A 14,158-nucleotide genomic window follows, 5' to 3' on the forward strand; every position below is an offset into this window, starting at 1 on the left:
GTTCAGAGCCGGTGGACGGGCAGGCCCTGCTCCGCGGCGTTCAGCAGCTCGTGCACCCGCTGGCCGAACTCCTCGGTGTCGGCGACGGGTTCGGGGAAGACCAGGCGGACGTCGCGGTGGCCGTGCGGGTGGTCCAGGCGCAGCACCAGGCCGTGCCGGTCCAGGGCGAGCGGCCGGACGTCCGGCCGCCCGGCGAGCAGCGCCGGGTCGAGCAGCCGGGTGAGGACGGCGACGGCGTCCGCGTGGTCGTCGGCGAGGTGGGTGAGCAGTGCGGCCTCGTACCGGGCCAGCGGGTCGGGCGCGGCGTGGGCGAGGTCGGCGGCGGTGAGGGCGCCGGTGCCGTACGGGGTGGACAGGACGGCGTGGGCGACGTCCACACGCAGGTGGACGCTGATGCCGTCGTCGGCGAGGTGGGCCAGGTGCAGCCGGCCGGCCAGGGTGAGGCGGGCGCGGATCCGGTCGCGGACGGCGACGGGGGAGACATCGGTGACGTCGAGCACGACCGCGAGGCCGTCGGTCTCGCGCGCGGCGGCGGTGGAGAGCGGGGAGCCGAGCGGGGCGCGCAGGCGCAGCCGGGAGCCGTGGACGGAGACCGGGGTGTCCAGGTCGTGGTGCTCGCCGAGGGCGCGGACGGTGAGCGAGGAGGTCGCGGCGAGGAGGCTGTGGACCCGTTCGGCGGTGGTGGGCTCGGGCACCGGGGCGTCGTCGGTGGGCAGACTCATGACGGACCTCCAGTTGGTTAGGTGAGCCTAACCTAATCACCGTGGGAGGGTGTGGCAAGTGCCGCCCCTTCTGCGCCGTCCGAGCGGTGCGCGGAAGGGCCCGGACGCGCGGGGCGTCCGGGCCCTTCCGTCCGGGCGGCGGCGCTCAGCCGATCACGGCCTGGGCGTCGATCTCGACCAGCATCGGCTCCTGCGGCAGCTCGACGAAGACCGTCGTCCGGCAGGGCTTCACCCCGCCGGGCTTCACGTTCTCCTCGATGAACTCCGCGTAGACCTCGTTCATCAGCGGGAAGTCGGCCCGCTGCGTGAGGTAGACCCGGAACATCACCACGTCCTCGATGGTCGCGCCACCGGCCTCGACGATCGCCTTGACGTTCTCCAGCGTGCGCCGGGTCTGGGCCCGCACGTCGCCGCGGTACAGGTACTCGCCGGTCGCCGGATCCTGCGGGCCCTGCCCGGAGACCTGGAGGATCGGGCCCTTGCGGACGCCCTGGGAGAACGTCCAGGCGGGCGCGGGGGCGCCGTCGGTGCGGATCTCGGTCTTGTCGGTCATCGGCTTCCTCGTGTTCTGGCGGTCGGTCAGGTACGGTCCGGGCGGCCGCAGTCGGCCGAGACGGCGCGGGCGGTGGCGAGCAGCTGCGGGAGGAGGTCCAGCACCTGCTCGTAGGGCAGCACGACGTCCGGGACGGAGATGGACGCGGCGGCGACGACCCGGCCGGTGACGTCCCGGATCGGCGCCGCCACGCAGTTGATGAACGCCTCGTGTTCGGCGTGGTCCTGCGCCCAGCCCTGGGCGGCCACCCGCTCCAGCTCGGCGAGCAGCTCCTCGGGCGTGGTGAGGGTGCGGGCGGTGTGCGGGGTGAAGTCGATCCCGGCGACCACCCGGCGGCGCTCCGGCAGCGGCAGGTCGGCGAGCAGCACCTTGGAGACGGCGGCGCTGTGCAGGGCGGCGCGCAGGCCGATCCGGGAGTACATCCTGACGGGGTGCCGGGAGTCGAACTTGTCGATGTAGACCACCTCGCCGCCCTCGTACGCGGCCAGGTGCACGGTCTGGCCGGTGGCGGCGTTCAGCTCGGCCAGGTGCGGGGCGGCGATCCGGCGCACGCCGCGCTGCTCCAGCGCCAGGCCGGAGAGCGCGAACAGGCCGGCGCCCAGGTGGTAGCGGTAGCCCGCGTCGCGGTAGACGAACCGTTCCTCCTCCAGGCTCTGGAGTAGTCGCAGCACGGTCGTCTTGTGGACGCCGAGCACCTCGGCCAGCTGGTCGAGGGAGCGCTCGCCCTCGCCCAGTTCGGCGAGGATGCGCAGGGCGCGGGTGACGGTCTGGCTCATCGTGCTCCGCTCGGAGGGCTCGGGCTGGGATCGCGGCGCGGGCCGGGGGCGCCGAGCGCGTCGCGGACGCCGCACGCGCCGCACGCGCCGCACGCGCCGGGAACGCGGGACGCGCCGGGAGCGCGGCGCCGGCCGGGGCTGCGGCGGGGGCCGGGATCGCTGCTCATTCTGCCCGTGCCCACCGGGCCGCGCGGGCCGGGCCCGCGGGGACGGCCGGGCCGGAGATGCCCCGTGCGCACACCCGGGTGGCCGCCCAGTCGGCGGGCGAGGCGTCGAGCAGCGCCGCCACCACGGCGGCGGGCGGCAGCTCGGCCTGGTCGCCGTGGGCCGTCAGCGCGCAGGCGGCGCTCAGGTGGCCGAGTCGCAGCCGACGGCGCTGGTCCAGGCCGCGGACGGTGCCGGCCAGGTAGCCCGCGGCGAACGCGTCGCCCGCGCCGGTGGCCTCGACCACCTCGACGGCCAGCGCCGGCTCGGCCACCGCCGTGCCGTCCCGCTCCAGGGCGGTGACGACGCGGGCCGCGTCCTTGACCACGACCGTGGCGGGGGAGGGGAAGCGCCGGCGCAGCGCGGACGGGTCCCCGGTGCCGAAGGCGGCCTCCGCCTCGTCGGCGCCGAGCAGCAGCAGGTCGGCGGCGTCCAGCAGCGGTGGCAGGACGGCCGGGTCGCGGCCGTGCCAGAGCGCGGGGCGCCAGTTGAGGTCGAAGCTGATCAGCCGGCCCGGGCGCGGGGCGGCGAGCAGGGCGCGCAGCAGGGCCAGGCAGTCGTCGGAGAGCGCGGCGGTGATGCCGGACAGGTGCAGCAGCCGGGCACCCGACAGCAGGCGCGCGGCCGCCGGGTCGGTGAGCAGGGCGGGCGAGAGCGCCGCGGCCGCTGAGCCGCGCCGGTGGTAGTGCAGCCGGCTGCGGCCGGGCCCGAGGTCGTGGCGGTGGCCGCTGTCGCCACCGACCTCCTTGAGGTAGAGGCCGGTCGGGCGGGCCGGGTCCACGGCGACCGCCGAGACGTCCACGCCGCGGGCGGCGACCTCGGCGAGCAGCCGCCGCCCGAAGCCGTCGTCACCGACCCGGCTGATCCAGGCGGTCGGAACGCCGAGCGCGGCCAGCGCGCCGGCCACGTTGGACTCCGCTCCGCCGACCGACAGCCGGAAGGTGTCCACCGCCTCCAGCGGGCCCGGGCGGTCCGGGAGCAGGACGGCCATCGACTCGCCCACGCAGACGGCCGTCGGGGGAGGCCCGGGGCGGCTCGGGCCCGGGGTGTCCTGTCGCGGCATCAGCTGGGCTCCTCGTCTGCGGCGGCCGTTCCGTTGACCGTGATCCGGCGCCGATGCTAGAACCGTGATGCCAGCATGTGCAACCCTCATTGCACATGTTGCAACATGGCAGATGGAGGAAGACGGTGGAGCAGACGTTCGCAAGCCCCGGCACCGGGCCGGGCATCGACGACGCCGCGGTGGCGGCCCTCGCCGACGAGACGCTCGACTGGCGGTTCAAGGCCGCCCCGTCGGACTCTCCCCCCGCCCGGTACCCCGGAGACGCCGCCGGCGCGCGGAGCGTCCGGGACTGGTTGGCCACCGGACCGACCCTCGACGGGCTCGGCACCCCGCTGCTCACCCTGGACGGCGCCGCGCTCGACCACAACATCCGCACCATGGCCCGCTGGTGCGCCGAGGCCGGGGTCGCACTCACCCCGCACGGCAAGACCACCATGGCGCCCGCGCTCTGGCAGGCGCAGCTCGCCGCCGGCAGCCACGGCATCACCCTCGCCAACCTGCCGCAGGTGCGCGTCGCCCGGGCCTTCGGCGTCGAGCGGATCCTGCTCGCCAACACCCTGATCGACCCGGCCGGACTCGCCTGGCTCGCCGCCGAACAGGCCGCCGACCCGGCCTTCGCCCTCGTCTCCTGGGTGGACTCCACCGAGAGCGTGCGGCTGATGGACGAGGCCATGCGCGCCGCCGGGGCCGACCGGCCGGTCGAGGTCCTCGTCGAACTCGGCGGCCCCGGCGGGCGGACCGGTGCCCGCGGCGTGGACGCGGCCGTCGAGATCGCCGCCGCCGTGCTGCGCGCCCCCACCCTGCGCCTCGCCGGCGTCGGCGGCTACGAGGGCGCCCTCGCCCACGACGCGACCGCCGACGCGCTGGCCACCGTCCGCGGCTACCTCCGGGCCCTCGCCGAGCTGCACGGCCGGCTCGCCCGCGCCTACCCCGACGACGCCCGACCCGTGGTCTCGGCGGGTGGCAGCGCCTACTTCGACCTGGTCGTCGAGGAGCTGACGGCACTGCCGGACGCCATGGTGGTGCTGCGCTCCGGCGCCTACGTCGCGCACGACGACGGGTTCTACCGGGGTATCTCTCCGCTGGTCCGGGGCGCCGGCGCGACGCCCTTCCGCGGCGCGCTGCACGGCTGGGCCCGGGTGGTCTCCCGGCCCGAGCCGCAGCTGGCCCTGCTGGACGCCGGAAAGCGCGACCTGCCCTTCGACGAAGGCCTGCCGGAGCCGCAACTCGTCCGCGGCGGGGCCCGGTTGACCGGGACGGCGGCCCGGATCACCGCGCTCAACGACCAGCACGCCTTCCTGCGCGACGCGGGCGACCTCGCTCCGGTCGGCGCGGTGCTGCGGCTCGGCGTCTCGCACCCGTGCACCGCCTTCGACCGGTGGACGGCGATCCCGGTGCTGGACTCCGCCGACGCCGCCGAGCCGAAGGTCACCGGCCTGGTCAGGACGTTCTTCTGATGGCCGGCGGCAGACCGGCGCCCGGGGCGGTCGTGTTCCGGGGCGCGACCGTCGTCGACGGCACCGGGGCCGACCGCTACCGGGCGGACGTGCGGATCGCCGACGGCCTGATCACCGAGATCGGCCACGGCCTCGGCGCCCCCGCGGTGGTGGACGCCGACGGGCTCGTCCTCGCCCCCGGATTCATCGACATGCACGCCCACTCCGACCTCGCCCTGCTGCTCGAACCCGAGCACCCGGCCAAGGTCACCCAGGGCGTCACCTGCGAGGTCCTCGGCCAGGACGGCCTGTCCTACGCCCCGGTGGACGACACCACCCTGCCGCTGCTGCGCCGCCAGCTCGCCGGCTGGAACGGCGATCCGGCGGACCTCGACTGGGACTGGCGCGGCGTCGCGGACTACCTGGACCGGCTCGACCGCACCGGCCCGGCCGTCAACGCCTGCTACCTCGTCCCGCACGGCACGCTGAGGGCCCTCGCCATGGGCTGGGCCGACCGGCCGCCGACCCCGGCCGAACTCGACCGGATGCGCCAGCACCTGGCGCAGGGGCTGCTCGACGGCGCGGTCGGCATGTCCAGCGGTCTCAGCTACACCCCCGGCAGCTACGCGGACACCGCCGAGCTGGTCGAACTGTGCCTGGTGGTCGCGGCCTACGGGGGCTTCCACGCACCCCACCAACGCTCCTACGGTGCGGGCGCGTTGGAGGGGTACGCGGAGATGGTGGAGATCTCCCGGCGGACCGGCTGCGGCCTCCACCTGACCCACGCCACGATGAACTTCGACGTCAACCGGGGCCGGGCCGGCGACCTGCTGGCCCTCGTCGACCAGGCCCTCGCCGACGGCGTCGACCTCACCCTGGACAGCTACCCGTACCTGCCCGGATCCACCACCCTGGCCGCCCTGCTGCCCGGTTGGGCCACCGAGGGCGGCCCGGAGGCGACCCTGGACCGGCTCGCCGACCCGGTGGTCCGCGAACGGATCCGGTACGAGGTGGAGGAGAAGGGCAGCGACGGCTGCCACGGCGTCGTCACCGACTGGGCGACCATCCAGATCTCCGGCGTGCGCTCGCCCGCACTCGCGGACAGCGTCGGCCGGACCGTCGCCGAACTCGCCGCCGAGCAGCGGCGCGGCGGCACCGAGGTCTTCCTCGACCTGCTGCGCCGCGACGACCTGGCCACCACGATCCTCCAGCACGTCGGGCACGAGGAGAACGTCCGGGCGATCATGCGCCACCGGGTGCACACCGTCGGCAGCGACGGACTGCTGGTCGGTGCCCGGCCGCACCCGCGGGCCTGGGGAACCTTCCCCCGCTACCTCGGCCACTACGGCCGGGAGCTGGGCGTCCTGACGCTGGAGGAGACCGTCGCCAGGATGACCGGCCGCCCGGCCGCCCGGCTGGGCCTGCACCGGCGCGGGCGGATCGCCCCCGGCCACCACGCGGACCTGGTGCTCCTCGACCCGGCGAGGATCCGGGACGCCGCCACCTTCGAGCACCCCCGGCGCCCAGCCGAGGGCGTCGAGCACGTGTACGTCAACGGCACCGCCGTCGTCCGGCAGGGCCGCACCACGGGCGCCAGGCCCGGACGCGCCCTGCGCCGCACCGACCGAGGAACCCAGGCCAGATGACCTCCCTCTCCGCCCTGCACGAGGAAAACCAGGTGATCGCGGTGGTCCGCGCCCACCGCATCCCGGACGCCGCCGCGCTCTGCGCCGCCCTCGCCGAGGGCGGCATCGGCTGGACCGAGTTCACCTACACCACGACGGACGTGGTGGACCACCTGCGGCGGGCCGCCCGGGCCGGCCACCGGGTCGGCGTCGGCACCGTGCTGACGGCCGAGCAGGCCGTCCGCGGCGTCGACGCCGGGGCGTCCTTCCTGGTGACGCCCGGCTGCCGGCCCGAGGTCGCCCGGGCCGCGCAGGAGGCCGGAGTGCCCCTGGTGATGGGGGCGCTCACCCCGACCGAGGTCGCCCGGGCCGTGGACCTCGGCGCCGCCGCCGTCAAGATCTTCCCGGCCCGGGCCTTCGGCCCCGGCTACTTCAAGGACCTGCGCGGGCCCTATCCGGACGTCCGGCTGGTCGCCTCCGGCGGGGTCAACGCGGGCAACGCCGCGGACTTCCTGGCGCAGGGGGCGCTCGCGGTCTGCGCGGGGACGGACGTGGTGCCGCCGGACGCGGTCGAGGCCGGGGACTGGTCGGGGATCACCCGGCGGGCCCGGGCGTTCACCGAGGCGTGCGCGCAGGGCGCCGGCCGGGGCGACGGCGTGCGGTAGGCGGCGGGGCGGCCGGCGTGGGGTAGGCGGCGGGCCGGCGGCGCGGGGTAGGCGGCGGGGCGGCGTGCGGTCGGGCGGCGGCGGGCCGACGGGCGTCGGTCAGGGGTTGCCCGGCCGGCCGTCGGGGCGGCGGGCTGTCGGGACGGCCGGGTTTGGACGAGAATCGGTGGGCCCCAGCTCCAGCCCCGGCCCGTCGGACCCGGCCCCCGGATCCGGCCCCGGCCCCGGACCAGGTAGGAGGACCCAGTTCATGACCTCGACCCGCCCCGGCCCCGACTGGCTCGCCGACGCCGTCCTCTACCAGATCTACCCGCAGACCTTCGCCGACTCCGACGGCGACGGCATCGGCGACTTCGCCGGGATCACCGAGCACCTGGAACACCTCTCCTGGCTCGGCGTCGACACCGTGTGGCTCAACCCCTGTTTCGCCTCGCCGTTCCGCGACGCCGGCTACGACGTCACCGACTACCTCACCCCCGCCCCGCGCTACGGCCGCACCGAGGACCTGGTGGAGCTGGTCGAGGCCGCCCGCCGCCGGGGCATCCGGATCCTGCTCGACCTGGTGGCCGGCCACACCTCCGACCTCCACCCCTGGTTCCTGGCCTCCGCCGAGGACCCGGCCGACCACCGCTACATCTGGTCCGAGCAGCGGGTGGACGGCTTCGTCGCCTCGCCCGGCAGTCGCACCGGCTGGTACCGGCCGAACTTCTTCGACTGCCAACCCGCACTCAACTTCGGCTACGCGCGCACGAGTTCCGCCGAGCCCTGGCGCCAGTCGGTGGACGCCGACGGGCCGCGGGCCAACCGGGCGGCGCTGCGCGGCATCATGGCGCACTGGCTCGGCCTCGGCATCGCGGGCTTCCGGGTGGACATGGCCTACTCGCTGGTCAAGGACGACCCGGGCCTGGTGGAGACCGCCAAGCTGTGGACCGGCGTCCGCGACTGGCTCGACCGCTCGCACCCGCAGGCCGCCCTGTTCGCCGAGTGGGGCGACCCGGCCACGGCCGTCGCGGCCGGCTTCCACGCGGACTTCTTCCTGCACTTCGGGGGCGCCGACCACGGCCTGCCGCTGCGGTCGCTGTGGAACAACGGCGCCGGGACGGTCGAGGAGTTCTGGCGGCAGGGCCCCTGCTACTTCGAGGCCGAGGGGCGCGGCACCCCGCAGACCTTCCTGGACGCCTGGCGTTCCGCCGCCGAACTGACCGAGGGCGGCGGCTACATCGCGCTGCCCACCGCCAACCACGACTTCTCCCGGCTGGCCACCGGCCCGCGCACCGCCGAGCAGCTCGCCGCGGCCTTCGCGTTCCTGCTCACCTGGCCCACCCTGCCGGCCGTCTACTACGGCGACGAGATCGGCATGCGCTACCTGCCCGGGCTGCCCGACGTGGAGGGCAGCGTGCTCGGCCCGCGGTACAACCGGGCCGGCTCGCGCACGCCGATGCAGTGGCGGCCCGGACCGGCGGCGGGCTTCTCCAGCGCGCCGCCCGAGCGCCTCTACCTGCCCGTCGACCCGGACCCGCGGCGGCCGGACGTGCTCTCCCAGCGGGCCGACCCGACCTCGCTGCTGCACACCGTCCGGCGGTTGATCGCGCTGCGCCGGGCGCACCCTGGCCTGGGCGCGTCCGGCGGGGTGGAGGTCCGGCACGCCGGGTACCCGCTGGTGTACGTCCGGTCCGGTCGGTACCTGGTGGCGGTCAACCCGCGCCGGGAGCCGGGGTCGGTGCGGCTCGCGGACGGTCCGGCGCGGCCGCTGGACGTGCAGGGCGTGCGGGTGGTGGACGGGGAGCTGCGGGCGGACGGGTTCTCGTACGGGGTGTTCGACCTGGGCTGACGCCGCGGCCGGCGGGTGCGGCCGGTGGGCCGGTGGCCGGCCGGGTGGCGGGGTAGCCGGGTGGCGGGGGTGGCCTGGCTTCCGGTCGACGTCGGATAGTTGTAAGCTACATCCGTAGATGGTTGCATTTACCACCTGATTTGGTGGTGTCCGCCATCCGCGAGTCCTGCATCGACCCCACCGGAGGGCGGCCAGCACGCCATGAGCACACCCCAGACCCCTGCCGCGCCGCCCACCCCGGGGCACGCGCTCAAGCACCTCGCCACGCACCTGATCACCCCGCTGCTGATGTGCCTCGGGATGGCCCTCGCCTACCAGGGCGCCTTCCACCAGCCCGAGCCGCGCCACCTCGCGGTCGCCGTGGTCGGCACCGACGCGCAGGCGCAGGGTCTGGCCCGGGCCGTCCGGGCCGAGGCCGGCGACGCCCTCGACGTCCGTACCCTGCCCGACCGGGCCGCCGCCGAGCAGCAGCTGCGCGACCGCACCCTGGTCGGCGCCTTCGTCCCGGACGCGCACCGCCCCGAACTGGTCGTCGCCAAGGGGAACTCGGAGACCTCGGTGGTCGCCGCCACCGCCGTGTTCAGCACGGTCACCGACCGGCAGGGCGTCCCGCTGCACGTCACCGACCTCACCACGCCGGCCGAGGGCGACCCGACCGGCCAGGGCCTGTTCTTCCTGCTGGTCGCGCTGAGCATCGGCTCCTACGCCAGCGTCGCGGCGATCGGCGCCGCCGGCGCCGGCCTGAACCTGCGGACCCGGGCGCTGACCGGCCTCGCGGTGTCCCTGGTGGTGAGCGTGATCGGGATCGTCACGGCGGGCCCGGTCTTCCACGTGGTCGACCACGACCGGGCTGCGGTCTGGGCGCTCGGCTGGCTCTACTCGGCGGGCGTGGTGACCATCGGCGTCGGCCTGCACACCTTCCTGAAGAAGTGGACCACGCTGGCCCTGATGGTGCTGTTCGTGATGCTGAACTTCACCACCTCCGGCGGCATCTACCGGCCCGAGCTGCAGAACGCCTTCTTCGGTGCGCTGCACGGGTTCTGGACCGGCGCCGGCTTCCTGGAGGGCGCCCGCGACATCCTCTACTTCGACGGGGGTGCGGGCCTCGGCGGGCACGTCCTGACGCTGGCGGTCTGGCTGGTGCTGGGCGGGGCCGTGCTGGCGGCCGCCGGGTGGTCCGAGCGGCGCGGGCGCCGTCCGGTCGGGACGGCGGCCGAGAGCGAGGAGGAACTGGCGGAGGCGGTCGCGGTCTGACCGCCCGCCGAGAGGCTCCACCCGGGCCGCGGGCACCGGCGCCGGGTGGGATCGAAGGCCCCGCGCCCGGCCCCGGACAGGCCGGACGCGGGGCCGTGGGCGAGCCGTCCGGGCCCGGTGGGCCTCAGCCGCGCCGGGCCGGTGCGGGTGGCCGGGTGAAGCAGCAGTCGCCGCAGACCCCGGCGCCCGGCCCCACCCGGTAGTACAGGCAGCAGCTCGAACGACGGAAGGCGGCGCCGTGCGGCCCGGTGCGCAGCGTGCCCGTCCCGGCCAGCGGCGGACGGGCGAGCAGTTCGGCGACCAGCGCCCGGGCCCGGCCCGGGGCGTGCGCGTCCAGGACCCGCAGGGTGCCGGCCAGTGCGGACGCCGCGTTGCCCAGCAACAGCCCCGCGGACAGCGGCACGGCGGCCCGGACCGCCGCGGCCAGCGGCTCCAGCCGGTCCGTCAGGACGGTCCGGTGCAGCCGGTCGGCGAGGCTGTCCGGCGTGCTGGGCGTGCTGGGCGTGCCGGTCGTGCCGGCTGGCGGGGGCGTCGCGGGTGCGGGCTCCGGCGGCGTCCAGAGGTCGATCGGCCCCTGGTCCGGGATCCGCGTCCAGGCCCGCTCCAGCGTCGGGACCGTCCCCAGCAGCACGGCCGACCCGAGCCCCACCGACCAGAACCGGGCGGCCAGCCCGAGGTGCAGGATCGACGCCGCGACCCGTGGTTCGGCGGTGCCCAGCCGCTGCGCCACCACCCGGATCCGCCCGGCCAGCGGAGCGTCCGGGCCGGTGCCGAACAGGTCGGCCAGCGGGCGGAAGCCCGGCGGCGGGCCCTGGTCGGGTGCGGTGGGGGTGTCGAGCGCGAAGTACGGTCCGACGGCGGCGAGCCGGCCGTAGTCGACGGGCGGGCGGTCGGGTGCGGGGGTCACCGGCCTTCCCCTGTGAGGTCGGTGACCCCCGCGCCCGGGTCGGTGGGCCCGGGGGCGGCGCCCGGTGCGGGGCGGGGCTCGATCGGGCGGTCGACGGGCATCGGGTGGTCCTCCGGGGCGCTCGGGCGGGCGGTGGCGCCGCGCGGCGACGGGAGGCCCCGGCGGGGGTGGCTCAGCCGCGCACGGTGAAGTCGCCACCGGTGGTGCGGATGAAAGGTACCGTGCCCTGGCAGTCCGCGACCGGCAGGCCGAAGGCGCCCCAGACCCAGCCGAGCCGGTCCCCGCGGGGCCCGTCGTCCTCGACCGAGACGGCGACCTTCTGGCCGACCAGCGTGAGGCCCGGGAACCACGGCGCCTCGCCCTTGGTGATCACGCCGGTGGCGATGGCCTCCCGGCCGCCGACGCCCAGGCAGGTGACGTCCCCCTCGAAGTCCGCCACCAGCCGGCCGTCGGTGTGCACATGGCGGACGTGGAAGTGCCCGCGGGTGGTCCGGGGGTCGGTGTTGACGTCGGCCCGGGCGTCCAGTTCGAAGCGGACCGGGTCGCCCGCGAAGTCGCCGAACGCGGCGGTGAGGACGGTTCCGCCGGTGCCGTGCAGCCGGGCCGTCCCGGCGGCGCCCCGGCCGGCCGGGGCGGCACCGGTCGGGTCCGCGGCGGCGGGAACGGCGGCGGCGACGGTCGCCAGCAGGCAGAGGGCGGCCGCGGTGACGGCGGGGCGACGGTTCATGGCGGGTTCGTCCTTCTCGACGGATGGGGACCGGTTTCGGTGCCACCACTCTCGTCGCAAGGGGTGCGGCCGCACCTCCCGCCGGGGAGGGGAGTCGGCGGCCTCGGGCTCCACCGCGAGGAGGAGCGCGGCCTCCCCCGGAGGAGCCGCCGTCCCGCCGTCCGGCCTGGTCACGGACACGGCGGACACGGGGGGCACGGGGGCGCGGCGGATCGGCGTGAACGCGCGGACGGTGTCGCGGATCCCCTCGTCCCGCCCCGCCCCGCTCCGGTGTCGGACGGCCCGGACGCAGGGCGTCCACGGGGCCGAGGGGGTGCCCCGTGGACGCGTGGAACCTGCGAGGTGGGGGTGGCCTCCGGGCGTCACGCCCTCCGGCCGGCAGTTCGATCGTCGACCGAGGTAGTGCCAGCGGCAGACCCTGATCCGTCTCGATCTGTCGCCACTGCCTCCTGCGGTCGAACTCCTTCAGCTACCTCGCAGGTCCACTCCCATCATGCGCCTCCCACGCCGGGTGCACCAGGGGTCGACGGCCTGGAATCGGGCGTTTTTCGCAACTCGGGCGGATCGTGCGTTCCCGGGCGCCCGTCGGGCGCGTCCTACGGCGCGGGCCACCCGTCGACGAAGCCGAGGGTGCGGTGGTACGGCCCGCCGGGCCCGGTGCTGCGGTAGTCCTCCGTGCTGGTCCCGGTGCGGACGGTGGTGTCCCCGTCGTGGCGGTGGGCGGTGGGCCGCAGGGTGTGGTCGACGGTGGAGCGCTCGGTGACGTGCCCGCCGGTGGCCGTGGTGGCCTCGCGGTGGTAGCCGAGGTCCATGGTGGTCCGCTGGTCGGTGTTGCCGGCGGCGTCGTGGGTGGTCCGGTAGCCGACGTCCAGCGGTTCGCCCTCGTGCACGGTGGTGGTGCGGCGCGGGCCGCCGCCCCAGCTGGTGGTGGTGCGGGTGAGGTAGGTGCCGTTGTGCAGGGTGATGTCGTTCCCGCCGTCGCGCAGCTGCTGGGCGGAGCGGAAGGCGAGGTCGTCGCGGACCTCGGTGGTGATCCGGCCGTGGGAGGTCTGGACCCAGCCGCGGGCGAGGTCGTGGCGGCCGGCCGTGACGGTCCAGTCGCCGCTGCCGCCGCCGTGGTCGGTGAGGTCGGTGCCGACGGTGGCCTCGGCGGCGACCCGGTGGTCGGTGAGCTGTCCGGTGGTGCGGGCGGCGCCGTGGTCGACGTCGGCGAACAGGTTGACCTGGCCGGTCCAGACGTCGTTGCTCTGCGCCTCGGCGGCGTTCACGCCGATGCCGACGGTGTGCGGGCGGCCGTCGACGAGCAGGCCGACGTAGGGGGTGAGGTCGAGCCGGTAGGCGGGCAGGTCGAAGGCGAAGACGCCGGGCACGGGCCGCCAGAGCAGCGGGTCCCAGCCGCCGGTGTAGATCACCGGGTAGGGCCAGACGGCGCCGGCCGTGCGCCCGTCGACGGTCAGCCGCAGCTCGCGGAACGGGCCCTTGCCACAGGCGCCGAGGCCCGGGTTGGCGCTGACGAAGGCGTCCGGGGCGGAGGCGTAGGCGAACTCCTCGCAGGCGCCGCCCCCGCGGGTGTAGACCTCGGCGGTGAGGCGCTCCAGGTTCTGCGGGAAGGTGAGGTCGCGGCCGGCGGTGGGGGCGGCCTGGGTGAGCGCGAACGGGCCGGTGGTGAGCAGCCGGTCGGCGGTGCGGGCGGCCGGCCGGTGGCGGTCGGCGGTGTAGAAGGTGAGGCTCGCGCTGATCGTGAAGACGCCGGTGTAGGTGGCGTCGGTGACGTTGGCGAGGTCGAAGGAGAAGGGCTGCGGGCCCGCGGTGAACAGCGGGGCGTAGCGGGTGACGTCGTGTTCGAGGCTCCACTCGATGCCGTCCTTGGACGGTTCGGGGGTGGAGGAGAGCAGCACCTGGACGCCGCCGACGCGGACGCTGAAGATCCGGTCGAACTGCCGCCCGGCGACCTGCCCGTGGAGGTCCATGACCACGGCCGACCAGGGGCCGGCGCAGTCGGCGGGCGGGGTCAGGGTGGCGGTGTACGGGGTGTCGGGCGGGTTGCCGTAGCCGTTGCGGAACGGCTGGTCGTGCATCACCTCGACGGTGCAGGAACGGGTGTCGGGGCGGGTCAGCGGCTGCGTGGCGGTGACGGGGTCGTGGTAGTCGGTGCCGAAGTCGGCGCGGGCGGGGCCGGCGGCGGTGAGGGTGCCGGCGAGCGTCAGGACGGCGGCGCCGAGTAAGCCGGCGGTGCGGCGGAGCAGGGGGCGGACGGCCAAGGCGGATCCCCGGGGTCGGGCGGCCGGCGGGCGTCGCCGCGGGCCGGGTGGGTGATCCGGGCATCCTTCCGGTGCTGGCATGGCAGCGTCAATGGGTCGGGGCGGCGGCCGGTGGTCAATGAGTCGGTGGGCGG

At 76.0% G+C, this 14,158-nt stretch carries 12 protein-coding genes; 5 read left to right on the forward strand and 7 right to left on the reverse strand.

Going from position 1 to position 14,158, the window contains the following annotated elements; translation table 11 throughout:
- Positions 1-2: 2 nt before the first annotated feature.
- The 4 genes from AB0N04_RS20705 to AB0N04_RS20720 all read right to left on the reverse strand — a co-directional run bounded on the left by AB0N04_RS20705 (position 3) and on the right by AB0N04_RS20720 (position 3,318).
- Positions 3-722 carry a DUF2470 domain-containing protein gene (locus tag AB0N04_RS20705; RefSeq protein ID WP_360211498.1) on the reverse strand — a complete coding sequence of 240 codons (720 nt, stop codon included), beginning with the start codon at positions 720-722 and terminating at the stop codon, positions 3-5.
- Between the two features lie 145 nt (positions 723-867).
- Entirely contained in the window at positions 868-1,275 is a 408-nt protein-coding gene (locus AB0N04_RS20710) for a RidA family protein (RefSeq protein WP_360211496.1), read from the reverse strand.
- Between the two features lie 26 nt (positions 1,276-1,301).
- A complete protein-coding gene (locus AB0N04_RS20715) occupies positions 1,302-2,051 on the reverse strand; it encodes an IclR family transcriptional regulator (protein WP_360211494.1) in 750 nt (249 codons plus the stop codon).
- Positions 2,052-2,214: 163 nt separating this feature from the next.
- Complete coding sequence (locus AB0N04_RS20720; protein ID WP_360211492.1) at positions 2,215-3,318, reverse strand: sugar kinase; 1,104 nt, start codon at positions 3,316-3,318, stop codon at positions 2,215-2,217.
- A 125-nt stretch (positions 3,319-3,443) separates the two neighbouring features.
- On the opposite strand from AB0N04_RS20720, the gene AB0N04_RS20725 reads away from it, so the two are divergent.
- The 5 genes from AB0N04_RS20725 to AB0N04_RS20745 all read left to right on the forward strand — a co-directional run bounded on the left by AB0N04_RS20725 (position 3,444) and on the right by AB0N04_RS20745 (position 10,129).
- A complete protein-coding gene (locus AB0N04_RS20725) occupies positions 3,444-4,775 on the forward strand; it encodes an alanine racemase (protein ID WP_360211490.1) in 1,332 nt (443 codons plus the stop codon).
- Complete coding sequence (locus AB0N04_RS20730) at positions 4,775-6,400, forward strand: D-aminoacylase (protein ID WP_360211488.1); 1,626 nt, start codon at positions 4,775-4,777, stop codon at positions 6,398-6,400. The genes AB0N04_RS20725 and AB0N04_RS20730 overlap by 1 nt, the downstream gene beginning before the upstream one ends.
- The gene (locus AB0N04_RS20735; RefSeq protein WP_360211486.1) at positions 6,397-7,044 is read left to right on the forward strand and encodes a bifunctional 4-hydroxy-2-oxoglutarate aldolase/2-dehydro-3-deoxy-phosphogluconate aldolase; all 648 of its coding nucleotides are present in this window, start codon (positions 6,397-6,399) and stop codon (positions 7,042-7,044) included. Before AB0N04_RS20730 ends, AB0N04_RS20735 begins: the two co-directional genes overlap by 4 nt.
- A gap of 250 nt (positions 7,045-7,294) precedes the next feature.
- Positions 7,295-8,875 (forward strand): alpha-amylase family glycosyl hydrolase, encoded by a 1,581-nt coding sequence (locus tag AB0N04_RS20740; RefSeq protein ID WP_360211484.1) that lies wholly within the window; start codon positions 7,295-7,297, stop codon positions 8,873-8,875.
- 201 nt (positions 8,876-9,076) lie between these two features.
- Positions 9,077-10,129, forward strand: a complete 1,053-nt coding sequence (locus AB0N04_RS20745) for a hypothetical protein (protein ID WP_360211482.1) — start codon at positions 9,077-9,079, stop codon at positions 10,127-10,129.
- A 124-nt stretch (positions 10,130-10,253) separates the two neighbouring features.
- Here the strand turns inward: AB0N04_RS20745 and AB0N04_RS20750 are convergent, their stop codons facing one another.
- The 3 genes from AB0N04_RS20750 to AB0N04_RS20760 form a co-directional block, all read right to left on the reverse strand.
- The gene (locus AB0N04_RS20750) at positions 10,254-11,036 is read right to left on the reverse strand and encodes a (2Fe-2S)-binding protein (protein ID WP_360211480.1); all 783 of its coding nucleotides are present in this window, start codon (positions 11,034-11,036) and stop codon (positions 10,254-10,256) included.
- 172 nt (positions 11,037-11,208) lie between these two features.
- Positions 11,209-11,763 (reverse strand): hypothetical protein, encoded by a 555-nt coding sequence (locus AB0N04_RS20755; RefSeq protein ID WP_360211478.1) that lies wholly within the window; start codon positions 11,761-11,763, stop codon positions 11,209-11,211.
- A 596-nt stretch (positions 11,764-12,359) separates the two neighbouring features.
- Complete coding sequence (locus AB0N04_RS20760; RefSeq protein ID WP_360211476.1) at positions 12,360-14,024, reverse strand: peptide-N4-asparagine amidase; 1,665 nt, start codon at positions 14,022-14,024, stop codon at positions 12,360-12,362.
- Between the last annotated feature and the right edge of the window lie 134 nt (positions 14,025-14,158).

This window comes from Kitasatospora sp. NPDC051702 (assembly GCF_040681575.1).
GTDB lineage: Bacteria > Actinomycetota > Actinomycetes > Streptomycetales > Streptomycetaceae > Kitasatospora.

Bases quoted from the DNA above. Each gene is read 5' to 3' on its own strand.
- AB0N04_RS20705 (WP_360211498.1), bottom strand. From the start codon at position 722: ATGAGTCTGCCCACCGACGACGCCCCGGTGCCCGAGCCCACCACCGCC.
- AB0N04_RS20710 (WP_360211496.1), bottom strand. From the start codon at position 1,275: ATGACCGACAAGACCGAGATCCGCACCGACGGCGCCCCCGCGCCCGCC.
- AB0N04_RS20715 (WP_360211494.1), bottom strand. From the start codon at position 2,051: ATGAGCCAGACCGTCACCCGCGCCCTGCGCATCCTCGCCGAACTGGGC.
- AB0N04_RS20720 (WP_360211492.1), bottom strand. From the start codon at position 3,318: ATGCCGCGACAGGACACCCCGGGCCCGAGCCGCCCCGGGCCTCCCCCG.
- AB0N04_RS20730 (WP_360211488.1), top strand. From the start codon at position 4,775: ATGGCCGGCGGCAGACCGGCGCCCGGGGCGGTCGTGTTCCGGGGCGCG.
- AB0N04_RS20735 (WP_360211486.1), top strand. From the start codon at position 6,397: ATGACCTCCCTCTCCGCCCTGCACGAGGAAAACCAGGTGATCGCGGTG.
- AB0N04_RS20740 (WP_360211484.1), top strand. From the start codon at position 7,295: ATGACCTCGACCCGCCCCGGCCCCGACTGGCTCGCCGACGCCGTCCTC.
- AB0N04_RS20745 (WP_360211482.1), top strand. From the start codon at position 9,077: ATGAGCACACCCCAGACCCCTGCCGCGCCGCCCACCCCGGGGCACGCG.
- AB0N04_RS20755 (WP_360211478.1), bottom strand. From the start codon at position 11,763: ATGAACCGTCGCCCCGCCGTCACCGCGGCCGCCCTCTGCCTGCTGGCG.